22 protein-coding genes and 1 pseudogene are annotated in these 23,189 nt (G+C 60.1%); 18 read left to right on the top strand and 5 right to left on the bottom strand.

Features of this window, described 5'->3' with window-relative positions:
* Window positions 1-73 precede the first annotated feature (73 nt).
* Window positions 74-982, bottom strand: coding sequence for a flagellar protein MotY (locus BLR69_RS27465; protein WP_071492678.1), 909 nt, complete (start codon window positions 980-982; stop codon window positions 74-76).
* Between the two features lie 156 nt (window positions 983-1,138).
* On the opposite strand from BLR69_RS27465, the gene pyrC reads away from it, so the two are divergent.
* Together pyrC and rnt are read left to right on the top strand one after the other, a co-directional pair.
* Window positions 1,139-2,185 carry a dihydroorotase gene (gene pyrC, locus BLR69_RS27460; RefSeq protein WP_071492679.1) on the top strand — a complete coding sequence of 349 codons (1,047 nt, stop codon included), beginning with the start codon at window positions 1,139-1,141 and terminating at the stop codon, window positions 2,183-2,185.
* Window positions 2,182-2,853 (top strand): ribonuclease T, encoded by a 672-nt coding sequence (gene rnt / locus BLR69_RS27455; protein WP_071492680.1) that lies wholly within the window; start codon window positions 2,182-2,184, stop codon window positions 2,851-2,853. Before pyrC ends, rnt begins: the two co-directional genes overlap by 4 nt.
* Window positions 2,854-2,972: 119 nt before the next feature.
* On the opposite strand, the gene BLR69_RS27450 is transcribed toward rnt, so the two are convergent.
* Window positions 2,973-3,575 (bottom strand): peroxiredoxin, encoded by a 603-nt coding sequence (locus BLR69_RS27450; RefSeq protein ID WP_003172097.1) that lies wholly within the window; start codon window positions 3,573-3,575, stop codon window positions 2,973-2,975.
* Window positions 3,576-3,819: 244 nt separating this feature from the next.
* Between BLR69_RS27450 and BLR69_RS27445 the strand changes: the two genes are divergently transcribed.
* The 3 genes and pseudogenes from BLR69_RS27445 to BLR69_RS31260 all read left to right on the top strand — a co-directional run.
* Window positions 3,820-4,038, top strand: a complete 219-nt coding sequence (locus BLR69_RS27445) for a bacterioferritin-associated ferredoxin (RefSeq protein ID WP_058423779.1) — start codon at window positions 3,820-3,822, stop codon at window positions 4,036-4,038.
* A 200-nt stretch (window positions 4,039-4,238) separates the two neighbouring features.
* Window positions 4,239-4,709, top strand: a complete 471-nt coding sequence (gene bfr, locus BLR69_RS27440; RefSeq protein WP_071492681.1) for a bacterioferritin — start codon at window positions 4,239-4,241, stop codon at window positions 4,707-4,709.
* A 23-nt stretch (window positions 4,710-4,732) separates the two neighbouring features.
* Window positions 4,733-4,822, top strand: a pseudogene (locus tag BLR69_RS31260) (outer membrane lipoprotein carrier protein LolA); the annotation flags it as partial.
* Between the two features lie 55 nt (window positions 4,823-4,877).
* Here BLR69_RS31260 and grxD read toward each other — a convergent pair.
* On the bottom strand, window positions 4,878-5,216 hold the full coding sequence (gene grxD / locus BLR69_RS27435; protein WP_065906770.1) for a Grx4 family monothiol glutaredoxin: 339 nt from the start codon (window positions 5,214-5,216) through the stop codon (window positions 4,878-4,880).
* Between the two features lie 77 nt (window positions 5,217-5,293).
* The gene (locus tag BLR69_RS27430; protein ID WP_071492682.1) at window positions 5,294-7,402 is read right to left on the bottom strand and encodes a molybdopterin oxidoreductase family protein; all 2,109 of its coding nucleotides are present in this window, start codon (window positions 7,400-7,402) and stop codon (window positions 5,294-5,296) included.
* A gap of 435 nt (window positions 7,403-7,837) precedes the next feature.
* Between BLR69_RS27430 and argF the strand changes: the two genes are divergently transcribed.
* Window positions 7,838-8,758, top strand: coding sequence for an ornithine carbamoyltransferase (gene argF, locus BLR69_RS27420; protein ID WP_071492683.1), 921 nt, complete (start codon window positions 7,838-7,840; stop codon window positions 8,756-8,758).
* A complete protein-coding gene (locus BLR69_RS27415) occupies window positions 8,755-9,861 on the top strand; it encodes an ABC transporter ATP-binding protein (protein ID WP_071492684.1) in 1,107 nt (368 codons plus the stop codon). The genes argF and BLR69_RS27415 overlap by 4 nt, the downstream gene beginning before the upstream one ends.
* A gap of 7 nt (window positions 9,862-9,868) precedes the next feature.
* Here BLR69_RS27415 and ybaK read toward each other — a convergent pair whose 3' ends face one another.
* Complete coding sequence (gene ybaK, locus BLR69_RS27410) at window positions 9,869-10,339, bottom strand: Cys-tRNA(Pro) deacylase (RefSeq protein WP_034096128.1); 471 nt, start codon at window positions 10,337-10,339, stop codon at window positions 9,869-9,871.
* 328 nt (window positions 10,340-10,667) lie between these two features.
* Here ybaK and BLR69_RS27405 point away from each other — a divergent pair, with 328 nt between their 5' ends.
* The 11 genes from BLR69_RS27405 to BLR69_RS27355 all read left to right on the top strand — a co-directional run bounded on the left by BLR69_RS27405 (window position 10,668) and on the right by BLR69_RS27355 (window position 23,120).
* Window positions 10,668-11,522 carry an MIP/aquaporin family protein gene (locus tag BLR69_RS27405; protein WP_071492685.1) on the top strand — a complete coding sequence of 285 codons (855 nt, stop codon included), beginning with the start codon at window positions 10,668-10,670 and terminating at the stop codon, window positions 11,520-11,522.
* A gap of 78 nt (window positions 11,523-11,600) precedes the next feature.
* The gene (gene glpK / locus BLR69_RS27400) at window positions 11,601-13,106 is read left to right on the top strand and encodes a glycerol kinase GlpK (protein ID WP_071488708.1); all 1,506 of its coding nucleotides are present in this window, start codon (window positions 11,601-11,603) and stop codon (window positions 13,104-13,106) included.
* 83 nt (window positions 13,107-13,189) lie between these two features.
* Window positions 13,190-13,945, top strand: coding sequence for a DeoR/GlpR family transcriptional regulator (locus tag BLR69_RS27395; RefSeq protein WP_034118315.1), 756 nt, complete (start codon window positions 13,190-13,192; stop codon window positions 13,943-13,945).
* A gap of 270 nt (window positions 13,946-14,215) precedes the next feature.
* Complete coding sequence (gene glpD / locus BLR69_RS27390; protein ID WP_071492718.1) at window positions 14,216-15,754, top strand: glycerol-3-phosphate dehydrogenase; 1,539 nt, start codon at window positions 14,216-14,218, stop codon at window positions 15,752-15,754.
* 324 nt (window positions 15,755-16,078) lie between these two features.
* A complete protein-coding gene (locus BLR69_RS27385; RefSeq protein WP_058423787.1) occupies window positions 16,079-17,005 on the top strand; it encodes a glutamate/aspartate ABC transporter substrate-binding protein in 927 nt (308 codons plus the stop codon).
* Between the two features lie 193 nt (window positions 17,006-17,198).
* Window positions 17,199-17,945, top strand: coding sequence for an amino acid ABC transporter permease (locus BLR69_RS27380; RefSeq protein WP_025856885.1), 747 nt, complete (start codon window positions 17,199-17,201; stop codon window positions 17,943-17,945).
* The gene (locus tag BLR69_RS27375) at window positions 17,945-18,616 is read left to right on the top strand and encodes an amino acid ABC transporter permease (protein WP_010212763.1); all 672 of its coding nucleotides are present in this window, start codon (window positions 17,945-17,947) and stop codon (window positions 18,614-18,616) included. The genes BLR69_RS27380 and BLR69_RS27375 overlap by 1 nt, the downstream gene beginning before the upstream one ends.
* Complete coding sequence (locus BLR69_RS27370; RefSeq protein ID WP_025856887.1) at window positions 18,613-19,347, top strand: amino acid ABC transporter ATP-binding protein; 735 nt, start codon at window positions 18,613-18,615, stop codon at window positions 19,345-19,347. Before BLR69_RS27375 ends, BLR69_RS27370 begins: the two co-directional genes overlap by 4 nt.
* Before the next feature lie 187 nt (window positions 19,348-19,534).
* Window positions 19,535-21,436 carry a two-component sensor histidine kinase AauS gene (gene aauS / locus BLR69_RS27365; RefSeq protein ID WP_071492686.1) on the top strand — a complete coding sequence of 634 codons (1,902 nt, stop codon included), beginning with the start codon at window positions 19,535-19,537 and terminating at the stop codon, window positions 21,434-21,436.
* Window positions 21,433-22,782, top strand: coding sequence for a two-component response regulator AauR (gene aauR / locus BLR69_RS27360; protein ID WP_071492687.1), 1,350 nt, complete (start codon window positions 21,433-21,435; stop codon window positions 22,780-22,782). The genes aauS and aauR overlap by 4 nt, the downstream gene beginning before the upstream one ends.
* Entirely contained in the window at window positions 22,782-23,120 is a 339-nt protein-coding gene (locus BLR69_RS27355) for a GlpM family protein (RefSeq protein ID WP_071488700.1), read from the top strand. The genes aauR and BLR69_RS27355 overlap by 1 nt, the downstream gene beginning before the upstream one ends.
* Window positions 23,121-23,189: the final 69 nt, after the last annotated feature.

The following is a 23,189-nucleotide window of genomic DNA, read 5'->3' as shown; positions in this document are numbered from 1 at the left end:
AATTTACAGGGGCGCGACAGCAAATGCAGATAAAGCGACAGATTATGTCGAACGGGCGACCGATGGTCGCACCTCAGGACGTGTGCGCTGGGTTGCTCGGACCAGCGGCCTGGGGTGCTGGTTTTTCGGGAGCTGCCACGCGCTCAAGCTGGATATTCACACGGCGATTGCGCGCCCGGTTGGCGGCATTGGTGTTGGGCGCCAGGGGGTAGCTTTCACCATGGAAGCGCAGGGTGATCTGCGACTCCTGGATACCGTTGGCCTTGAAGTAGTCCATCACCGCCAAACCACGGCGGCGCGAAACGTCGCGATTGGTCAGGCGGTTGCCGCTGTTGTCCGAATGGCCATTCAACTCGATATGGTTGACCGTCGGGTCGGCTTTCATGAACGCAAGAATCACGTCGAGTTTCTTCTTGGCGGCCGCGTCCAACTCGATACCGCCACCAGGGAATCCGACTTCGGTCTGTTTGACCTGATCGTAATTCATCGGCAACAGCTTGGCGGTGCACAGCTGGTAGTCGTTATAAGCTTTGTTGAATTTCACCGGCAACAAGCGGATTTCGGAGTAGCCGCCTTCACGGCTGTAGTGGCGGACCGTCGGACTACGCCCTTCCAGCAGTCCGGTGAACAGGCGCCCGGCCTGACCCTGCGAGCTGTTGAACAACACATCGCCACTGCCGGCACGCACGGCGCCGAGGTTGATATCGCCTCGGCCTGGCTGCCAAGGGGCGGCGGCGGCCAACAAGGTGGCCGAGCCGGCGCCCAGCGAACCGTTATAGGCTTTCAGACGAAATGTTGCCTGCTCACCCGCCCGGCGCACGAACTCACCCGAACCGAAGTCGGTGATCGGTTGGGTCAGGCGGCACTCGAACTGGTCGCCTTCCACCTTCCACTCGATATTCTCCAGACGTGTCTGGAACGTGAGGGCCATCGCGGGCAGGCTGGCGAACACACTGAGCAGGGCTAGATAATGCTGGCGCACGGGAGGCTCCACTGGTTTCTACAACACTTCAAAGCGTCATACATCGATAAGGCATATAAAAGGCTATCGGTTGCATCCTGCAAAACTTGATAGCGAGTGCCTGATAGAGTCTTTTCCGGTAGCATTCCCCCCAGATTGACCCGCCTGGAATCCCCAATGTCCGACCGCCTGACCCTGCTGCGTCCCGACGACTGGCATATTCATCTTCGCGATGGTGCTGTGTTACCCCACACCGTGGCCGATGTAGCGCGCACGTTTGGCCGCGCCATCATCATGCCTAACCTGGTACCTCCGGTGCGTAACGCCGAGCAAGCCGATGCCTACCGCCAGCGTATCCTCGCTGCACGGCCGGCTGGCAGTCGCTTCGAACCGCTGATGGTGCTGTACCTCACCGACCGTACCCAGCCCGAAGAAATTCGCGAGGCCAAGGCCAGTGGTTTTGTGCACGCCGCCAAGCTATACCCGGCCGGCGCCACCACTAACTCCGACTCCGGCGTAACCAGTATCGACAAGATCCTGCCGGCCATCGAAGCCATGGCAGAAGTCGGCATGCCGCTGCTGATCCACGGTGAAGTCACCCGTGGCGATGTGGACGTGTTCGATCGCGAGAAGATCTTCATCGACGAACACATGCGTCGCGTGGTGGAGCTGTTCCCGACCCTCAAGGTCGTGTTCGAGCACATCACCACCGCCGATGCCGTGCAGTTCGTCACCGAGGCCTCGGCCAACGTCGGTGCGACCATCACCGCGCATCACTTGCTTTACAACCGCAATCACATGCTGGTGGGCGGGATTCGACCGCACTTCTATTGCCTGCCGATCCTCAAGCGCAATACCCACCAGGTGGCCCTGCTGGATGCGGCGACCAGCGGCAATCCGAAGTTCTTCCTCGGCACCGACTCCGCACCTCACGCCCAGCATGCCAAAGAAGCCGCTTGTGGCTGTGCCGGTTGCTACACTGCCTATGCCGCCATTGAGCTGTACGCTGAAGCGTTCGAACAACGCAATGCGCTGGACAAGCTCGAAGGGTTCGCCAGCCTCAATGGCCCGCGTTTCTATGGCCTGCCGGCGAATACCGATCGCATTACCCTGGTTCGTGAAGACTGGACCGCCCCTGCCAGCCTGCCGTTTGGCGAGCTGACTGTCATCCCGCTGCGCGCCGGTGAAACACTGCGCTGGCGCCTGCTGGAGGAAAGCAAGTGAGTGAAGACCATTACGATGACGAACACGAGCACGGCGGTGGCGGCTCCCGTCACCCGATGGCCGAGCGGTTTCGCGGCTATTTGCCGGTTGTCATCGACGTAGAAACCGGTGGTTTCAACTGCGCCACCGATGCGCTGCTGGAAATCGCCGCGACGACTATCGGCATGGACGAACAGGGTTTTGTGTTCCCGGAACACACCCACTTCTTCCGCGTCGAGCCGTTCGAAGGCGCCAACATCGAGGCGGCCGCCCTGGAGTTCACCGGGATCAAGCTTGATCACCCATTGCGCATGGCAGTGAGTGAAGAAGCGGCACTGACCGATATTTTCCGTGGTGTGCGCAAGGCGTTGAAGGCCAATGGCTGCAAACGCGCGATCCTGGTCGGCCACAACAGCAGCTTTGACCTGGGCTTCCTGAATGCCGCCGTGGCGCGGTTGGACATGAAGCGCAACCCGTTTCACCCGTTCTCCAGCTTTGACACCGCGACCCTCGCCGGGCTCGCGTATGGCCAGACGGTGCTGGCGAAAGCCTGCCAGGCGGCCGGTATCGACTTTGACGGTCGCGAGGCCCACTCGGCCCGCTACGACACGGAGAAGACCGCCGAGCTGTTCTGCGGCATCGTCAACCGCTGGAAGCAGATGGGCGGCTGGGAAGACTTCAACGATTGAGCAAAGCTTGTGTGGAGAGTCGACTTGTTGTGGTGAGCCCGCTCACCACAGAGGTCATATCCCACACATAAAAAAACCGGCCCTATCACAGGCCGGTTTTTTTGTACCCAGATTCTGGCTTACAGCTTGCCAGCGTTCTCGGTCAGGTAAGCCGCAACACCTTCCGGCGAAGCGTTCATGCCTTTGTCGCCTTTTTTCCAGTTGGCAGGGCAGACTTCGCCGTGCTCTTCGTGGAATTGAAGGGCGTCGACCAGACGGATCAGCTCTTCCATGTTACGACCCAGTGGCAGGTCGTTGATGATCTGGGAGCGAACCACGCCTTTGTCGTCGATCAGGAACGCGCCACGGAAGGCCACGCCGCCTTCGGACTCAACGTCGTAGGCCTTGGCGATGTCGTGCTTCATGTCGGCAGCCATGGTGTATTTGACTTTGCCGATGCCGCCATCATTGATGGCGGTGTTGCGCCAGGCGTTGTGAGTGAAATGGGAGTCGATGGAAACAGCTACCACTTCAACGTTGCGCGCCTTGAAATCGTCCATGCGGTGGTCCAGAGCGATCAGCTCCGAAGGGCAGACGAAGGTGAAGTCCAGCGGGTAGAAGAACACCAGGCCGTATTTGCCTTTGATGGCTTCAGACAGTTTGAAGCTGTCTACGATTTCGCCATTGCCGAGGACGGCAGGTACGTCGAAATCCGGGGCTTGTTTGCCGACGAGTACGCTCATTGGTTATCTCCTGATGTGAGGGTGACGATTGAAGTAAAAGGACCGGCCCTGAGTCTGCCGTTAATAAGCGACAGCCCTGTGACGCAGTCACGCTTCGTGAAGACCGACCATCATACACTGAAAAAACCGTTCGTCAGTGCGGGCACGGTGCCAGCGAATACCCTACGATTCTACTTTGACAATCATTCTCGTTAACATTAAGATCCACCGCACTTAAGCCTTAAACCCGCGATGGTTCTCCCTTATGTATGTGTGCCTCTGTACTGGCGTCACCGACGGAAAAATCCGCGAAGCAATCTATGAAGGTTGCTGCAGCTACAAGGAAGTGCGTGAAGCTACCGGCGTTGCCAGCCAGTGTGGCAAATGTGCTTGCCTGGCCAAGCAAGTGGTACGGGAAACACTGACACAGCTGCAGACCGCTCAGGCCGCTCTCCCCTATTCAGCAGAATTTACACACGCCTGATTGGCATGTTTTAAAGAACCGGACTTAGTGTCCGGTTTTTTTATGCCCGCAATTCAATAAGTTAGCGCTAAGACGCGGAACACAAACATTCTTATTCCGATTAATTTTCATTTATTATTCAATAACTTAGGTTTGACACTAGGGATTCTGCCGCTCAAACTCCGCCTTATACACAGCTATTACAGGGCAGGACCCCAGTCATGAAAGGCGACATCTCAGTCATCCAGCAACTCAACAAAATCCTTGCCAATGAACTGGTCGCGATCAATCAGTACTTTCTGCATGCGCGCATGTATGACGATTGGGGCCTGGAAAAGCTGGGCAAGCGTGAATACAAGGAATCGATCAAGGCCATGAAGGACGCGGACGCGCTGATCAAGCGCATCCTGTTCCTGGAAGGCCTGCCGAACGTGCAGGACCTGGGCAAGCTGAACATCGGCGAGGACACCAAGGAGATGCTCGGCAGTGACCTTGGCTTTGAGCGCAAGAGCCACAGCGACCTCAAGGCCGCTATTGCTCACTGCGAAATCAAGAGCGACTTCGGCAGCCGTGAACTGCTGGAAGACATTCTGGAAGACCAGGAAGAGCACATCGACTGGCTGGAAACCCAACTGGGCCTGATCGACAAGGTCAGCCTGGAAAACTACCTGCAATCGCAGATGGGCGAGTAACCCCGTTTTCTGTAGGAGCGAGCTTGCTCGCGAAGAATGCCAACGATAACGCAGCGGTCCTGATTTATCGCGGCGCTCTCAGGCTCTTCGCGAGCAAGCTCGCTCCTACAGTAGAAGCAAAAAAGCCCCGCTCTCTCACGAGAAGCGGGGCTTTTTATTGCAAGCGAATCACGCGTCGGTCTTGGCCGCCGCATTTGCCGCTGCTTCTTTGATCAGCGCTTGCAACGAACCATCAGCCGCCATCTCAACGATGATGTCACTGCCGCCGACCAGCTCACCGGCAACCCACAGTTGTGGGAAGGTCGGCCAGTTGGCGTACTTCGGCAAGTTGGCGCGGATTTCCGGGTTTTGCAGGATATCCACGTAAGCGAACTTCTCGCCGCACGCCATGATGGCCTGGGATGCCTTCGCGGAGAAACCGCACTGAGGAGCGTTTGGCGCGCCCTTCATGTAAAGCAGAATGGTGTTGTTGGCAATCTGCTCTTTGATCGTTTCGATGATATCCATGGAACACCTCGGCTGGAACTTTGCGACTCACAGGTCGGCACGGTGGCGCATTGTAACGCAAAATTCCAGCGTGGTGCTCAGGCCGCTGCGACCTGCACCGGAACGCCATTGAGTGCGGCATTGCCCGACAGCTCATCCAACTGCCGTTCATCGGTCAAGTCATTGGCACTGGCCCCTGGCTGCCCGCTGGCAATCGTCATCTGCACGCCCGGGCGCCCATGGCCCCAACCATGCGGCAGGCTGACTACACCGGGCATCATGTCCAGGCTGGCCAAGACTTCCACTTCAATCATGCCGATGCGCGAACTCACACGCACCCGCTGGCCATCGTGCAACTGCCGACTGGCCAGGTCATCGGGGTGCATGAACAATTGATGACGCGGCTTGCCTTTCACCAGCCGATGGTAGTTGTGCATCCAGGAATTATTACTGCGCACGTGGCGGCGGCCGATCAGCAGCAATTCGTCAGCCACCGGCACCGGCTGCGCGGCAAAACGTGCCAGATCGGCAAGAATCACCGCCGGCGCTGCTTGTACCATGCCATCAACGGTTTTCAACCGAGCGGCGAGATTGGGCTGCAGCGGCCCCAGGTCCACGCCATGGGGATGATCCGCCAGCATCGCCACCGACAACTTATGGCTGGACGCATCACCGTACACTCCCGCACGTAGCCCGAAATCGATCATCTGCGCAGGTGGCATGGTCGGCTTGAGCACCGCGCCAGTTTGTGCGGCAAACGCCTTGGCCAGGCCGACAAAAATCTCCCAGTCATGCAGCGCGCCCGCAGGCTTGGGCAGAATCGCCCGATTGAAGCGGGTGACATTGCGCACCGCGAACATGTTGAAGGTAGTGTCGTAGTGATCATTCTCCAGCGCCGAAGTGGACGGCAGGATCAGGTCGGCATAGCGCGTGGTTTCGTTGATATAGAGGTCGATGCTGACCATGAACTCCAAGCCGTCAAGGGCTTGTTCCAACTGCCGGCCGTTGGGTGTCGACAACACCGGGTTGCCCGCCACCGTCACCAAGGCGCGGATTTGCCCTTCACCTTCGGTGAGCATTTCTTCGGCCAATGCTGACACCGGAAGCTCGCCGCCGTACTCCGGGCGCCCGGACACCCGACTCTGCCAACGATTGAAATGCCCGCCCCCGGTGGATGCCACCAGATCCACCGCTGGCGTGGTGCACAGCGCACCACCCACGCGGTCCAGATTGCCCGTCACCAGATTTATCAACTGCACCAGCCAATGGCACAGCGTGCCGAACGCCTGGGTCGACACCCCCATGCGTCCATAACACACCGCTTTATCAGCGGCAGCGAAGTCCCGCGCCAGCTGGCGAATCTGTTCGGCAGGCACCGCACATTGACGGCTCATGGCCTCGGCGGTAAACCCGGCAATGGCACGACGGACGTCCTCAAGACCTGTAACCGGCAGATGGCTGGCGCGGGTCAGATTCTCGGTAAACAACGTGTTGAGTATCCCGAACAGCAACGCCGCGTCACCGCCGGGGCGCACGAACAGGTGCTGGTCGGCCATCGCCGCCGTCTCGCTGCGCCGTGGATCGACCACCACCACTTTGCCACCCCGCGCCTGGATCGCCTTGAGGCGCTTCTCCACATCGGGCACGGTCATGATGCTGCCGTTGGACGCCAGTGGGTTGCCGCCCAGGATCAGCATGAAGTCGGTGTGATCAATGTCGGGGATCGGCAACAACAGGCCATGGCCGTACATGAGGTAACTGGTGAGGTGATGCGGTAATTGGTCCACCGAGGTGGCGGAAAACCGATTGCGCGTCTTCAACTGGCCCAGGAAGTAATTGCTGTGGGTCATCAACCCGTAGTTGTGCACGCTGGGATTGCCTTGATACACCGCCACCGCATTCTGCCCGTGCCGCGCCTGAATGCCTGCCAGCCGCTCAGCTACAAGCATAAAGGCGTCTTCCCACGCGATCGGCTGCCATTCACTGCCCACCCGCAGCATCGGTTGGTGCAGGCGGTCGGGGTCATTCTGGATATCCTGCAGCGCCACGGCCTTGGGGCAGATATGCCCGCGACTGAATGTATCCAGCGGATCCCCCTTGATCGAGGTGATCGCCAGGCTGCCGTCGTCGGCCTGGGTGGTTTCCAGGGTCAGGCCACAAATGGCTTCACACAGATGGCAGGCACGGTGGTGGAGAGTCTTGGTCATGGCCAGTCTCTTTTATAGGGGCTTTGATCCCACTATGGGCCGGGAGCGGCAGGGGCGCCACCAACGTTCGCCCCGTGAATCGACCAGCATCAGGCCAAGCCATAGGCAAGCGTGAGCAAATGTTTCAAAGCCCGGCATATAGCCTCTGAAACCGACGCTGCCTGGTCTGCGCCCGTCTCCGCGCATTGCAAAAGGTCTCGGCGCCAGTGTACAAATGGCCCGCTGCTGTCTGGAAATCGTCTTCAAAAGCGCTTCGGCGCCCTGCTTGAACACCCTTAAAAACCGTAGCCCTATTGGTAAGACGCGACATTTAATTATAAGATCGCGCCTTCCCCTATTTCGTCGCCCCGTGCGGCTTTCGCCGCAGGTCTCGCCCGTTGTCACAATAAACAAGGCTTTGAGTATCTGCGGTCTGTTGCAAAAAGGTAGTTAATGATGAGCGCAAGGCACTTTCTCTCCCTGATGGATTGCACGCCCGAAGAGCTGGTCAGCGTGATCCGTCGAGGCATTGAGCTTAAAGACCTGCGTAACCGCGGCGTACTGTTCGAGCCTTTGAAAAACCGCGTGCTCGGCATGATCTTCGAGAAGTCGTCGACCCGCACCCGTGTGTCGTTCGAAGCCGGCATGATCCAACTGGGTGGCCAGGCTATCTTCCTGTCCTCGCGCGACACCCAACTGGGCCGTGGCGAGCCGATCGCCGACAGCGCGAAAGTGATGTCGAGCATGCTCGATGCCGTGATGATCCGTACCTTTGCCCATAGCACCGTGACCGAATTTTCCGCCAACTCCCGTGTACCCGTGATCAACGGCCTGTCCGATGACCTGCACCCGTGCCAGTTGCTGGCTGACATGCAAACCTTCCTTGAACACCGTGGATCGATCCAGGGCAAGACCGTGGCCTGGATCGGCGACGGCAACAACATGTGCAACAGCTATATAGAAGCCGCCATCCAATTCGACTTCCAATTGCGCGTTGCATGCCCGGAAGGCTACGAGCCTGACGCGCGCTTCCTGGAGCAGGCCGGCGACCGCGTGATCCTGGTTCGCGACCCGCGTGACGCGGTGATCGGTGCGCACCTGGTAAGCACCGACGTCTGGACCTCCATGGGCCAGGAAGACGAGACCGCCAAGCGCCTGGCCCTGTTCGCCCCGTATCAGGTGACCCGCGCCCTGCTCGACCTGGCCGCGCCTGATGTACTGTTCATGCACTGCCTGCCGGCCCACCGTGGAGAAGAGATCAGCACCGACCTGCTCGACGACCCACGCTCGGTCGCCTGGGACCAGGCTGAAAACCGCCTGCATGCACAAAAGGCCCTGCTCGAATTCCTCGTCCCACCGTCGTACCACCACGCATGAGCCATTCATTACTGCTGAACCTGCGCAACCTGGCATGCGGCTATCAAGATCAACGGGTGGTACAGAACCTCAACCTGCACCTCAATGCCGGCGACATCGGTTGCCTGCTAGGCTCCTCGGGCTGCGGCAAGACCACCACCCTACGAGCGATTGCCGGGTTTGAGCCGGTGCACGAAGGTGAAATCAGCCTGGCCGGCGAAGTGATCTCCAGTGCCGGGTTCACCCTGGCCCCTGAGAAACGTCGCATCGGCATGGTGTTCCAGGACTACGCGCTGTTTCCTCACCTGAGCGTGGCCGACAACATTGCCTTCGGCATTCGCAAGCACCCGCAAAAAGACCGCGTAGTCGCCGAGTTGCTGGAGCTGGTAAACCTGAAGAACCTGGGCAAGCGCTTCCCCCATGAGCTGTCCGGCGGCCAGCAACAACGCGTCGCCCTCGCCCGGGCCTTGGCGCCAGAACCGGCCTTGCTGTTGCTGGATGAGCCCTTCTCCAACCTGGATGGCGAGTTGCGACGCAAGCTCAGCCACGAGGTGCGTGACATCCTCAAGGCCCGCGGCACCAGCGCAATCCTGGTCACCCATGACCAGGAAGAAGCCTTCGCCGTCAGCGACCAGGTCGGCGTGTTCAAAGAGGGCCGTCTTGAGCAGTGGGACACGCCCTACAACCTTTATCACGAGCCGCAGACGCCCTACGTCGCCAGCTTTATCGGCCAGGGCTACTTCATTCGCGGCCAGTTGAGCTCGCCGGAATCGGTCAGCACCGAGCTGGGTGAGTTGCGCGGCAACCGCGCCTACACCTGGCCCACCGGCGGTGCGGTGGATGTGCTGCTGCGTCCGGATGACATCGTCTACGCGCCGGACAGCGGATTGAAAGCGCGGATCGTCGGCAAGACCTTCCTCGGCGCATCGACGCTGTACCGCCTGCAGCTGCCGACCGGCGCGCAGCTGGAGTCGATTTTCCCGAGTCATGCCGATCATCAGGTCGGTGCGGATGTGGGCATTCGGGTGGCCGCCGAACACCTGGTGTTGTTCCAGGCGTCAGGCAGCACGGCCGCACACATCCCTCCAGTCGAATCCGGCGTACGACGCTACAGCCCGGTATAAAACCTCGTCATGCCCGGCCAATTTCCGCGAACTTGGCCTGGGTATGCTCAGCCAGCACCGCCGCTGGCAATTCAACCTCCAAGCCCCTCCTCCCCGCACTCACAAAAATCGTCGCAAACGGCTGCGCTGTCACATCGATAAACGTGCGCAATCGTTTCTTCTGCCCCAACGGGCTGATGCCGCCTAATAGATAGCCAGTGGAACGTTGAGCGGCCGCCGGGTCGGCCATTTCGACTTTCTTGACGCCTGCCGCATGCGCCAGGGCTTTCAGATCCAGACTTCCGACGACTGGCACCACCGCCACCAACAATTCGCCCTTCTCGCTGCTGGCCAGCAAGGTCTTGAACACCTGCGCAGGGTCCAGGCCCAATTTTTCCGCGGCCTCCAGCCCATATGAAGCCGCCTTGGGATCATGTTCGTAACTGTGAATTCGATGTTCGGCGCGAACTTTTTTCAACAGGTCCAATGCAGGCGTCATGGGGTCTCCGAGGCGTGGCAAACAGATGGCCAATTCTAGGCCAAGCCCACGCAAAACGCTCTAGTCCGCCCACTCTTGCGGTACACGAGCAATGTGACAAGCGTGATCATTCACCAGACCAATAGTTGGAAAGTGACTGACGGTTCACTTTCGACCTTTGACAGCCGTCATTCTTGTCTATATTTTTTCGTTTCCGAATACTGTAGGAATAGTCCCGCAGCGTTCAAGCAGTAAGCCGCGTCCGGGATGGGGATCCCTGCCACGGTGAAAATCGCGCAACAACCCGTTGAGGTTGTGCGCCAGACAAGAACAACAACTGAGGTTTTCCATGACAACTGCTCTTCAACAGCCTTCACTTTCGAGCCAATGCATGGCCGAATTCCTGGGGACTGCGCTTCTGATCTTCTTCGGTACAGGATGTGTCGCTGCGCTCAAGGTCGCGGGTGCCAGCTTTGGCTTGTGGGAGATCAGTATCATCTGGGGGGTCGGCGTCAGCATGGCGATCTACCTGAGCGCCGGTATTTCCGGAGCCCACCTCAACCCGGCCGTCAGCATCGCGCTGTGTATTTTCGCTGACTTCGACAAGCGCAAACTGCCCTTCTACATTCTTGCCCAGATCGCCGGCGCCTTCTGCTCGGCAGCCTTGGTGTACACGCTCTACAGCAACCTGTTTTTCGATTACGAACAAACCCACCATATGGTGCGCGGCTCCCAGGCCAGCCTGGAGTTGGCGTCGGTGTTCTCCACCTACCCCCATGCGCTGCTGAGCACCGCCCAGGCGTTCCTGGTGGAGATGGTCATCACCGCCATCCTGATGGGCGTGATCATGGCCCTCACCGATGACAACAACGGCCTGCCACGCGGCCCGTTGGCGCCGCTGCTGATCGGCCTGCTGATCGCGGTGATCGGCAGCGCCATGGGCCCTTTGACCGGCTTTGCGATGAACCCGGCGCGGGATTTCGGACCCAAGCTGATGACGTTTTTTGCCGGTTGGGGTGAAATGGCCTTCACTGGCGGCCGCGATATTCCTTACTTCCTCGTACCGATTTTCGCGCCGATTGTCGGCGCATGCCTCGGCGCCGCGGCCTATCGCGGGCTGATTGCCCGCCACCTGCCGAGCGCCGCACCTGCTATAGAAGAAACACCTGACACGGCTGTCAACGGCAAGACCCGTATTTCCTGATAGCGCCAGCCTGGACGCACCTGCCCTTTTTGCGGCCCAGGCTGATTACCGACTTTCTTATTTTCCAAGGCATTCGACATGACCGATATTCAGAATAAGAACTACATCATCGCCCTTGACCAAGGCACCACCAGTTCCCGGGCGATCATCTTCGATCGTGACGCCAACGTGGTGTGCACCGCCCAGCGCGAGTTCGCCCAGCATTACCCGCAAGCGGGTTGGGTCGAGCATGACCCGATGGAGATCTTCGCCACCCAGAGCGCGGTAATGGTCGAGGCCCTGGCCCAGGCCGGCCTGCACCATGACCAGGTCGCCGCCATCGGTATCACCAACCAGCGTGAAACCACCGTGGTGTGGGACAAAGTCACCGGTCGCCCGATCTACAACGCGATCGTCTGGCAGTGCCGCCGCAGCACCGAGATCTGCCAGCAGCTCAAGCGCGACGGTCACGAGCAATACATCGGCGACACTACCGGCCTGGTCACCGACCCGTACTTCTCCGGCACCAAGCTCAAGTGGATCCTCGACAACGTCGAAGGCAGCCGCGAGCGTGCGCGCAACGGCGAACTGCTGTTCGGCACCGTCGACAGCTGGCTGATCTGGAAATTTACCGGCGGCAAGACCCACGTCACCGACTACACCAACGCCTCGCGCACCATGCTCTTCAACATCCACACCCTGGAGTGGGATGCGAAGATGCTGGAGATCCTCGACGTGCCGCGCGAAATGCTGCCGGAAGTGAAGTCTTCCTCGGAAATCTACGGCCGTACCAAAAGCGGCATCGCCATCGGCGGTATTGCCGGCGACCAACAGGCCGCCCTGTTCGGCCAGATGTGCGTCGAAGCCGGCCAGGCCAAGAATACCTACGGCACTGGCTGCTTCCTGCTGATGAACACCGGCGACAAGGCGGTGAAGTCCAAACACGGCATGCTCACCACCATCGCCTGCGGCCCGCGCGGCGAAGTGGCCTACGCCCTGGAAGGCGCCGTATTCAACGGGGGCTCCACCGTACAATGGCTGCGGGATGAGCTGAAAATCATCAACGATGCCCACGACACCGAATACTTCGCCGGCAAGGTCAAGGACAGCAACGGTGTGTACCTGGTGCCCGCGTTTACCGGTCTGGGCGCACCGTACTGGGACCCGTATGCCCGTGGCGCACTGTTTGGCCTGACCCGTGGCGTACGCGTGGATCACATCATTCGTGCGGCCCTGGAGTCGATTGCCTACCAGACCCGCGACGTGCTCGATGCCATGCAACAGGACTCGGGCGAACGCCTCAAGGCCCTGCGCGTGGACGGCGGCGCGGTGGCCAACAACTTCCTGATGCAGTTCCAGGCCGATATCCTCGGCACCCAGGTCGAGCGCCCACAAATGCGCGAAACCACTGCGTTGGGCGCGGCCTACCTGGCCGGCCTGGCGTGCGGCTTCTGGGGCAGCCTGGACGAGCTGCGCGGCAAGGCGGTGATCGAGCGTGAATTCGAACCGCAACTGGACGAAGCCGCCAAGGAAAAACTCTACGCCGGCTGGCAAAAAGCGGTCAGCCGCACCCGTGACTGGGAGCCGCACGAAGGCGCTGAATAAGCCAACGTCGGGTTGTAACTGGCAGGGAGCGGATTCCTGCGTCATCATGGGCCACTTTTGTATGGCAGCCCAAAGGACGCCCCATGAATCTGCCTCCCCGCCAACAACAAATCCTCGAGCTGGTCCGCGAACGCGGCTACGTCAGTATCGAGGAAATGGCGCAGCTCTTCGTTGTTACCCCGCAAACCATCCGCCGCGATATCAACCAGCTGGCGGACGCCAATCTGCTGCGCCGCTACCACGGCGGCGCGGCCTATGACTCCAGTGTCGAAAACACCGCGTACGCCATGCGTGCCGACCAGATGCGCGACGAGAAACAGCGCATCGGCGAAGCCATCGCCGCGCAGATCCCCGATCACGCCTCGTTGTTTATCAATATCGGCACCACCACCGAATCCATCGCCCGTGCGTTGCTCAACCACAACCATCTGAAAATCATCACCAACAACCTCAACGTCGCCACCATGCTCAGTGCCAAGGACGACTTCGATGTGTTGCTGACCGGCGGTAATGTGCGGCGTGACGGGGGGGTGGTCGGTCAGGCAAGTGTCGATTTCATCAACCAGTTCAAGGTCGACTTTGCCCTGGTAGGCATCAGCGGTATCGATGAAGACGGCAGCCTGCTGGACTTTGATTACCAGGAAGTGCGGGTTTCCCAGGCGATCATCGCCAATGCACGCCAGGTGATCCTGGCGGCGGACTCCAGCAAGTTTGGGCGCAATGCCATGATTCGCCTGGGGCCGATCAGTTTGGTGGACTGCCTGGTGACGGATCAGCAGCCGGTGCCGGCGTTGGTGCAGTTGCTCAATGACCACAAGGTTCGTCTGGAAGTGGTGTAGCGCCTGCACTGACGCCATCGGGGGCAAGCCCCCTCCCACATTGGAATGCCATCAACCTGTGGGAGGGGGCTCGCCCCCGATAGCTATTTACCTGACCACCCATTTCTCCAGCCAGCACTGGCTCATGTTCAAAAATTTTCCTTTCTCCGCCCTTCGATGAGTTTTTTCAATCGAAGTCAGGTGGCTGCGCGCGCGTTTATCCGCTACCATTTTCGCAAATGAACATTTATGTTCGAATTCCAATACGAAAAAAGATCGCGAGGCCAGCCGATGAACCCTTCTACCTTGCCTGCCCCACCGCTCGCCGAAGTCTATGACGTTGCCGTTATCGGTGGCGGGATCAATGGCGTCGGCATTGCAGCAGACGCAGCCGGGCGCGGTTTGTCGGTATTCCTTTGCGAAAAGGACGACCTGGCCAGCCACACCTCCTCCGCCAGCAGCAAGCTGATCCACGGCGGCCTGCGCTACCTCGAACATTACGAATTCCGCCTGGTGCGCGAAGCCCTGGCCGAACGTGAAGTGTTGCTGGCCAAGGCCCCCCACATCGTCAAGCAGATGCGCTTCGTACTGCCGCACCGCCCGCACCTGCGTCCGGCGTGGATGATCCGTGCCGGCCTGTTCCTGTACGACCACCTGGGCAAGCGCGAAAAACTGGCCGGTTCGAAAAGCCTCAAGTTCGGCGCCGACAGCCCACTGAAAAGCGAAATCACCAGAGGCTTCGAATACTCCGACTGCTGGGTCGATGACGCCCGCCTCGTGGTGCTCAACGCCATGGCCGCCCGCGAAAAAGGCGCGCACATTCACACCCAGACCCGCTGCATCAGCGCACACCGCAGCAACGGCATGTGGGAAATGAACATGGAACGCGCCGACGGCAGCCTGTTCTCGATCCGTGCCCGCGCCCTGGTGAATGCTGCCGGCCCGTGGGTCGCCAAGTTCATCAAGGACGACCTGAAGCTGGATTCACCCTACGGCATCCGTCTGATCCAGGGCAGCCACCTGATCGTGCCGAAACTGTACGAAGGCGCCCACGCGCACATCCTGCAGAACGAAGACCAGCGCATCGTCTTCACGATTCCGTACCTGAACCACCTGACCATCATCGGCACCACCGACCGCGAATACACCGGCGACCCGGCAAAAGTCGCGATCACCGAAGGTGAAACCGACTACATGCTGAAAGTGGTCAACGCGCACTTCAAGAAACAACTGAGCCGCGATGACATCGTGCACACCTACTCCGGCGTGCGCCCGCTGTGCAACGACGAGTCGGACAACCCGTCGGCCATCACCCGCGACTACACCCTGGCACTGTCCGGCGGCACGGGCGAAGCGCCGATCCTGTCGGTGTTCGGCGGCAAGCTGACCACGTATCGCAAACTCGCTGAGTCGGCGATGGCGCAACTGGCACCCTACTTTACCCAGATGCGCCCAAGCTGGACCGCCACCGCCAGCCTGCCGGGCGGTGAAAACATGACGACGCCAGAAGCCCTGGCCGAAGCGATTCGCAGCAAGTTCGACTGGATACCGAGCGAGATCGCCCGCCGTTGGTCCACCACTTACGGCAGCCGCACCTGGCGACTGCTCGAAGGTGTGCAGTCGCTGGCCGACCTGGGCGACCATCTGGGTGGCGGCCTGTACACCCGCGAAGTCGATTACCTGTGCGCCGAAGAGTGGGCGACCCAGCCCCACGACGTGCTGTGGCGCCGTACCAAGCTCGGCTTGTTCACCACCCAGGAAGAACAGGACAACGTGCAACGTTACCTGTCCAAGGTCGAGCAAACCCGTGCAAAGATTGAAGCGGCCTGATCAGGTCGCCTTGAAAAGCCCCTGCACCGAAAGGTCCAGGGGCTTTTTTATGCAAGAAAAATCCCACACCCCCTATTCGGTTTTCCGAACGCCACACCACAGCCTATTCGGATTGCCGGATCACGGCGTGATAAATTCTTCGAAACAAAAATTTAATACCCTTATAAATCAAATAGATAACCTTTTATTCGAGGTATGGCACGACTCATGCTCTACACTCCCTGACGATTGCCTGAGACGCCTCAGGAGCCGTCACGGGCATTCGCTGTACAAGAGAGCCGTTTAGCCGGCTTCATAAAAAAAACAAATGTCGAGGAAGTATTGATGCGCATCGTTCCCCATATCCTGGGCGCAGCTATCGCTGCTGCTCTGATCAGCACTCCAGTTTTCGCCGCCGAACTCACCGGCACACTGAAGAAAATCAACGACTCCGGCACCATCACCCTCGCTCATCGCGACAGCTCCATTCCGTTTTCCTACATCGCGGATGGTTCGGGCAAACCTGTGGGCTACTCCCACGACATTCAGCTGGCTATCGTTGAAGCCCTGAAAAAAGACCTGAACAAGCCCGACCTGAAGGCCAAGTACAACCTGGTGACTTCGCAAACCCGTATTCCGCTGATCCAGAACGGCACCGCGGACCTCGAGTGCGGTTCCACCACCAACAACGCCGAACGCGCCCAGCAAGTTGATTTCACCGTCAACATCTTCGAAATCGGCACCCGCCTGCTGGTCAAGAAAGACAAGGACGGCAAGCCGTCCTACGCTGACTTTGCCGACCTGAAAGGCAAGAACGTCGTGACCACCGCTGGCACCACGTCCGAGCGCATCATCAAGGCGATGAACGCCGACAAGCAGATGGGCATGAACGTCATCTCCGCCAAAGACCACGGCGAATCCTTCCAAATGCTGGAAAGCGGCCGCGCCGTTGCGTTCATGATGGACGACGCCCTGCTGGCCGGTGAAGAAGCCAAGGCCAAGAAGCCGGACGACTGGGTCATCACCGGTACTCCACAGTCCTTCGAAGCCTACGCGTGCATGGTTCGCAAAGGCGATCCTGACTTCAAGAAAGCTGTCGATGACGCCATCGTTGCCCTGTACAAATCCGGCGAAATCAACAAGATCTACAGCAAATGGTTCGAGAGCCCGATCCCCCCAAAAGGCCTGAACCTGAACTTCCCGATGAGCGACAAGGTGAAGGAGCTGATCGCCAACCCAAGCGACAAACCAGCCCCTGACGTAAAAATCTGATACCTGACTAAGCTTATCTCCTGAGGGAGCCAACCTCCCTCAGGCGTCTGTTACTACCTGCTGGCTTTATTGTGGAACACTCGACCTGGCGGTTTTCGAGCCGATCGCGTGTGCCTGGCGTTCACTGCCGGGCGGGAAAGGATCTTCCCCAAGCGGGTGCTTGTACATCGATCGATTTCGAGGGGAGACCCTAATGAATTACAACTGGGACTGGGGCGTGTTCTTCAAGTCCACTGGCGTGGGCAGCGAGACTTATCTCGACTGGTACATCGCCGGCTTGGGCTGGACCATCGCCATCGCTGTCGTGGCATGGATTATCGCCTTGCTGCTGGGGTCCATTCTGGGCGTCATGCGCACCGTGCCAAACCGCATCGTATCGGGCATCGCGACCTGCTACGTGGAACTGTTTCGTAACGTGCCGCTGCTGGTTCAGCTGTTCATCTGGTACTTCCTGGTACCCGACATGCTGCCGCAGAACCTGCAGGACTGGTACAAACAGGACCTCAACCCGACCACCTCGGCCTACCTGAGCGTTGTCGTGTGCCTGGGCCTGTTCACCGCTGCCCGTGTGTGCGAACAAGTGCGTACCGGCATCCAGGCGCTGCCACGTGGCCAGGAATCCGCTGCACGCGCCATGGGCTTCAAGCTGCCGCAGATCTACTGGAACGTGCTGCTGCCCCAGGCCTACCGGATCATCATTCCGCCGCTTACCTCGGAATTCCTCAACGTCTTCAAGAACTCCTCCGTGGCGTCCTTGATCGGCCTGATGGAACTGCTGGCGCAAACCAAGCAGACCGCCGAGTTCTCGGCCAACCTGTTTGAAGCCTTCACCCTGGCCACGCTGATCTACTTCACCCTGAACATGAGCCTGATGTTGCTGATGCGCGTGGTCGAGAAGAAAGTCGCAGTGCCCGGCCTGATCTCCGTGGGGGGTAAATAATGGACTTCGATTTCAGCGGCATCATCCCCGCCATCCCGGGCCTGTGGAACGGCATGGTCATGACCCTGCAGCTGATGGTCATGGGTGTGGTCGGCGGTATCGCGCTGGGTACGGTTCTGGCGCTGATGCGCCTGTCGTCCAGCAAACTGCTGTCGCGTGTCGCCGGCGCTTATGTGAACTACTTCCGCTCGATCCCGCTGCTGCTGGTGATCACCTGGTTCTACCTGGCGGTGCCGTTCGTATTGCGCTGGATCACCGGCGAAGACACCCCGATCGGTGCGTTCACCTCCTGTGTCGTGGCCTTCATGATGTTCGAAGCCGCGTACTTCTGTGAAATCGTGCGGGCCGGCGTGCAGTCGATCCCCAAGGGCCAGATGGCGGCGGCACAGGCCATGGGCATGACCTACGGCCAGACCATGCGCCTGATCATCCTGCCCCAGGCGTTCCGTAAGATGACCCCGTTGCTGCTGCAACAGTCGATCATCCTGTTCCAGGACACCTCGCTGGTCTACACCGTGGGCCTGGTGGACTTCCTCAACTCCGCCCGCTCCAACGGCGACATCATCGGCCGCTCCAATGAGTTCCTGATCTTCGCCGGTGTCGTCTACTTCATCATCAGCTTTTCCGCCTCGCTGCTGGTCAAGCGTCTGCAAAAAAGGTTTGCCGTATGATCTCTATCAAGAACATCAACAAGTGGTATGGCGACTTCCAGGTGCTGACCGATTGCAGCACCGAGGTTAAAAAAGGCGAAGTGATCGTGGTGTGCGGGCCGTCCGGCTCGGGTAAGTCCACCCTGATCAAGTGCGTCAACGCGCTGGAACCGTTCCAGAAGGGCGACATCGTGGTCGACGGCACTTCCATTGCCGACCCGAAGACCAACCTGCCGCAACTGCGCTCGCGCGTCGGCATGGTGTTCCAGCACTTCGAGCTGTTCCCGCACCTGACCATCACCGAAAACCTGACCATCGCGCAGATCAAGGTACTCGGCCGCAGCAAGGAAGAGGCCACCAAGAAAGGCCTGCAACTGCTCGAGCGCGTCGGCCTGTCGGCGCATGCGCACAAGCACCCTGGCCAGCTCTCCGGCGGCCAGCAACAACGTGTGGCGATTGCCCGCGCCCTGGCCATGGACCCGATCGTCATGCTGTTCGACGAACCGACCTCGGCGCTCGACCCGGAAATGGTCAACGAAGTGCTCGACGTGATGGTGCAACTGGCCCACGAAGGCATGACCATGATGTGCGTGACCCACGAAATGGGCTTCGCCCGCAAAGTGGCTGACCGCGTGATCTTCATGGACGCCGGCAAGATCATCGAAGACTGCCCGAAAGAAGAGTTCTTCGGCGACATCAGCGCCCGCTCCGAACGCGCGCAGCACTTCCTTGAGAAAATCCTGCAGCACTAAGCACTACATAGCTTCCACTGTAGAAACCGGGCCCATGTGACAGTGGGCTTGTGTGGGAGCGGGCTTGCTCGCGAAGGCGTAGTGTCAGTCGATAGATTCTTCATTGACCCACCGCCTTCGCGAGCAAGGCCGCTCCCACATTGGTCCGCGCAGGCCGGTAAGCTCTGGTTGACCCAAGGCATCTGTGATGAAATGCGACCCCAACCAATTTCGCGCCGCACCGCCATCACTTGCCGTGAAACCACGTCTGATCCGCCAACTGTTCCTGCCGCCCCTGATCATCGCCCTGATGATCGGCCTGGGTTTCATCGGCTTCTGGGTCAGTGAGTACTATGGCATCCGCACCCTCAGCGACACCGGCGAACGCCAGTTGGAGCTGCATGCACGCACCGTCGAAAGCGAACTGAGCAAATACACCTACCTGCCCAGCCTGTTGGAGCTGGAGTCCAGCGTCTCCACGCTGCTGGCCGACCCGAACCAGGGAACCCGCAAGACCGTCAACGATTACCTCGAAGGTCTGAACCGACGCAGTCGCAGCCGGGCCATCTACGTGATGGACACCACCGGCCGCGTGCTGGCCACCAGTAACTGGCGCGATGCCGACAGTTACCAGGGGGAAGACCTGTCCTTCCGCGCCTATTTCCAGAACGCCGTGCGGGGACAGCCTGGCCGTTTCTACGGCATCGGCAGCACCAACGGCGAACCCGGCTACTACCTGGCCCACGGCCTGGAAGAGCATGGCAAGATCATCGGCGTCGCCGTGGTCAAGGTACGCCTTGAAGCCCTGGAAGAACGCTGGCAACGCGCACGCCTCGAAGCGTTCGTGAGCGATGAGAACGGCATCATCATCCTCTCCAGCGACCCGGCCCGCCGCCTCAAGGCCGTGCGCCCACTGAGCGATGACACCAAGGACCGCCTGGCCCACAGCCTGCAATATTACTGGGCGACGCTGAACGAGTTGGAACCCCTGGCCCGCGAGCGCCTCAACGAAGGCACCGAAAAACTGACCTTCCCGGCCAACAGCGAAGTGGTCAACGACGAGCACGAAGTCAGCTACCTGGCGCAAACCCGCCCGCTCAATGACACGCCGTGGAATTTCACCCTGCTCACCCCGCTCAACGACCTGCGCCGCGCCGCGATCAACCAGGGCATCCTGGTGGCCGTTGCGTTTGGCCTGGTGGCATTTTTGCTGATTGCCTGGAACGAACGGCGCAAAGTCATCGCCACTCGCCTCGCGGCACGGGAAGCCCTGCAGGAAGCCAACAGCCAACTGGAACGACGGATTGCCGAACGCACCGCCGACCTGCGCGCCAGCAACGAACGCCTCAAGGGCCAGATCCGCGAGCGGCGCCAGGCCGAAGAAACCCTGCGCCGTGCCCAGGATGAACTGGTGCAGGCCGGCAAACTGGCGGCCATCGGCCAGATGTCCACCAGCATCGCCCACGAATTGAACCAGCCACTGGCCGCGCTGCGCACCTTGTCCGGCAATACCGTGCGCTTCCTGGAGCGCGGTGCGCTGGACACCGCCAGCGCCAATCTCAAGACCATCAATGAACTGATCGATCGCATGGGCCGTATCACCGCCAGCCTGCGCTCCTTCGCCCGGCGCGGAGACGATCAGGGCGAAGCCAGCCTGGCCAAAGCGGTAGACGCCGCGTTCCAAGTGCTCGGCGCACGCCTGGACAGCCTGCCGCTGACGCTGCACCGCGACTTTTCCCACGCCCAACTGCAAATCGACCAGACACGCCTGGAACAGATCCTGGTCAACCTGATCGGCAATGCCCTCGACGCTATGCAAGCCCAACCGGCCCCGCAATTGTGGCTGGAAGGCAGCAGCAACGACGGCAAATACCGCCTGCTAGTGCGCGACAATGGCCACGGCATCGACCCCGAGGCGCGCAAGCATTTGTTCGAACCGTTCTTCACCACCAAGCCCGGCGAGCAAGGCCTGGGCCTGGGCCTGACGCTGTCTGCCAGCCTCGCGGCGGCCACCGGCGGCAACCTCGCCGTGGAACACCCGGCCAGTGGTGGAACGGCCTTTGTCTTGTGCCTGCCGCTGGCGGGCACTCAACAAGCTGAGTCGACATGAATACAGACGCTACAGCCCTTAAAGAAGACCTCACCGTGCTGATCGTCGAAGACGACCCTCACGTGCTGCTCGGCTGCCAGCAAGCCCTGGCCCTGGAAGATATTCCCAGCGTCGGCGTGGGCAGTGCCGAAGAAGCCTTGAAGCGCATCGGCGAAAACTTCGCCGGTATTGTGATCAGCGATATCCGCCTGCCGGGCATCGACGGCCTGGAGCTGCTCACCCGCCTCAAGGCCCTGGATAAAAGCCTGCCGGTGGTGCTGATCACCGGGCATGGCGATATTTCCATGGCGGTCGGCGCGATGCGCAACGGCGCCTATGACTTCATGGAGAAACCCTTCTCCCCCGAACGCCTGGTCGACGTGGCGCGCCGCGCCCTGGAGCAGCGCGGGCTGGCGCGGGAAGTCTGGTCGCTGCGTCGGCAATTGGCCGAGCGCGATTCGTTGGAAGGTCGCATCATCGGCCGTTCGCCGGCCATGCAGAACCTGCGCGAGCTGATCGCCAACGTCGCCGACACCTCGGCCAACGTGCTGATCGAAGGCGAGACCGGCACCGGCAAGGAACTGGTCGCGCGCTGCCTGCATGATTTCAGCCGGCGTCACGCCCACCAGTTCGTCGCCCTGAACTGCGGCGGCCTGCCGGAGAACCTCTTCGAAAGCGAGATTTTCGGCCACGAAGCCAACGCCTTCACCGGTGCCGGCAAGCGCCGCATCGGCAAGATCGAACACGCCCACGAAGGCACGCTGTTCCTCGATGAAGTGGAAAGCATGCCGATCAACCTGCAGATCAAGCTGTTGCGGGTATTGCAGGAACGCACCCTGGAACGCCTGGGGTCGAACCAGAGCGTGGCGGTGGACTGCCGGGTGATCGCCGCCACCAAGTCCGACCTCGACGAACTGAGCCGCGCCAACCAGTTCCGCAGCGACCTGTATTACCGCCTCAACGTGGTCACCCTGGAACTGCCGCCCCTGCGCGAGCGACGCGAAGACATCCTGCAACTGTTCGAACACTTCCTGCAGCAGTCATCCCTGCGCTTCGACCGCACCGCGCCGGAGCTGGACAACCAGACCCTGTCCAGCCTGATGAGCCACGACTGGCCGGGCAACGTGCGTGAACTGCGCAACGTCGCCGAACGCTTCGCCCTCGGCCTGCCCGCCTTCAAGAAAAGCGGCGCCAGCAGCGGCGGCCAGGGCCTGGCCTTCACCGAAGCGGTAGAAGCCTTCGAACGCAACCTGCTCAACGATGCACTGCAACGCAGCGGCGGCAACCTGACCCAGGCCAGCCAGGAACTGGGAATGGCCAAGACCACGCTGTTCGACAAGGTCAAGAAATACGGGTTGAGCCACTGATGGACTTACTCTTGAAGGCAGCCCTCGGCGCGGCAGTGGTGCTGATCCTGGCGGCGCTGGCCAAGACCAAGAACTATTACATCGCAGGCCTGGTGCCGCTGTTTCCGACCTTTGCGTTGATCGCCCACTACATCGTCGGCAAGGGGCGCTCGGTAGACGATTTGAAGACCACGATCCTGTTCGGGATGTGGTCGATCATTCCGTACTTCGTGTACCTGGCGACCTTGTATGTGATGGTGGATCGGATGCGGTTGGAGGCGTCACTGGCCGTGGCGGCGGTGGCGTGGTTGATGGCGGCAACGGTATTGGTGAGCATCTGGGTACGCGTCCACACCTGACCCAACACGGTCAAAACTGTGGGAGGGGGCTTGCCCCCGATGGCGGTGTATCAGAGACAGAAAAGCTGT

Source organism: Pseudomonas azotoformans (assembly GCF_900103345.1).
In the GTDB taxonomy this organism is placed as follows: Bacteria; Pseudomonadota; Gammaproteobacteria; order Pseudomonadales; family Pseudomonadaceae; genus Aquipseudomonas; species Aquipseudomonas azotoformans.
Note: the sequence above shows the minus strand (reverse complement) of the source record. Positions and strands in the feature narration are given on the sequence as shown.

Excerpts from the sequence above, each read along its gene's own strand:
- pyrC (WP_071492679.1), top strand. The coding sequence starts at position 1,139 with ATGTCCGACCGCCTGACCCTGCTGCGTCCCGACGACTGGCATATTCAT.
- BLR69_RS27450 (WP_003172097.1), bottom strand. The coding sequence starts at position 3,575 with ATGAGCGTACTCGTCGGCAAACAAGCCCCGGATTTCGACGTACCTGCC.
- BLR69_RS27445 (WP_058423779.1), top strand. The coding sequence starts at position 3,820 with ATGTATGTGTGCCTCTGTACTGGCGTCACCGACGGAAAAATCCGCGAA.
- bfr (WP_071492681.1), top strand. The coding sequence starts at position 4,239 with ATGAAAGGCGACATCTCAGTCATCCAGCAACTCAACAAAATCCTTGCC.
- grxD (WP_065906770.1), bottom strand. The coding sequence starts at position 5,216 with ATGGATATCATCGAAACGATCAAAGAGCAGATTGCCAACAACACCATT.
- BLR69_RS27430 (WP_071492682.1), bottom strand. The coding sequence starts at position 7,402 with ATGACCAAGACTCTCCACCACCGTGCCTGCCATCTGTGTGAAGCCATT.
- argF (WP_071492683.1), top strand. The coding sequence starts at position 7,838 with ATGAGCGCAAGGCACTTTCTCTCCCTGATGGATTGCACGCCCGAAGAG.
- BLR69_RS27415 (WP_071492684.1), top strand. The coding sequence starts at position 8,755 with ATGAGCCATTCATTACTGCTGAACCTGCGCAACCTGGCATGCGGCTAT.
- ybaK (WP_034096128.1), bottom strand. The coding sequence starts at position 10,339 with ATGACGCCTGCATTGGACCTGTTGAAAAAAGTTCGCGCCGAACATCGA.
- BLR69_RS27405 (WP_071492685.1), top strand. The coding sequence starts at position 10,668 with ATGACAACTGCTCTTCAACAGCCTTCACTTTCGAGCCAATGCATGGCC.
- glpK (WP_071488708.1), top strand. The coding sequence starts at position 11,601 with ATGACCGATATTCAGAATAAGAACTACATCATCGCCCTTGACCAAGGC.
- BLR69_RS27395 (WP_034118315.1), top strand. The coding sequence starts at position 13,190 with ATGAATCTGCCTCCCCGCCAACAACAAATCCTCGAGCTGGTCCGCGAA.
- glpD (WP_071492718.1), top strand. The coding sequence starts at position 14,216 with ATGAACCCTTCTACCTTGCCTGCCCCACCGCTCGCCGAAGTCTATGAC.
- BLR69_RS27385 (WP_058423787.1), top strand. The coding sequence starts at position 16,079 with ATGCGCATCGTTCCCCATATCCTGGGCGCAGCTATCGCTGCTGCTCTG.
- BLR69_RS27380 (WP_025856885.1), top strand. The coding sequence starts at position 17,199 with ATGAATTACAACTGGGACTGGGGCGTGTTCTTCAAGTCCACTGGCGTG.
- BLR69_RS27375 (WP_010212763.1), top strand. The coding sequence starts at position 17,945 with ATGGACTTCGATTTCAGCGGCATCATCCCCGCCATCCCGGGCCTGTGG.
- BLR69_RS27370 (WP_025856887.1), top strand. The coding sequence starts at position 18,613 with ATGATCTCTATCAAGAACATCAACAAGTGGTATGGCGACTTCCAGGTG.
- aauS (WP_071492686.1), top strand. The coding sequence starts at position 19,535 with ATGAAATGCGACCCCAACCAATTTCGCGCCGCACCGCCATCACTTGCC.
- aauR (WP_071492687.1), top strand. The coding sequence starts at position 21,433 with ATGAATACAGACGCTACAGCCCTTAAAGAAGACCTCACCGTGCTGATC.
- BLR69_RS27355 (WP_071488700.1), top strand. The coding sequence starts at position 22,782 with ATGGACTTACTCTTGAAGGCAGCCCTCGGCGCGGCAGTGGTGCTGATC.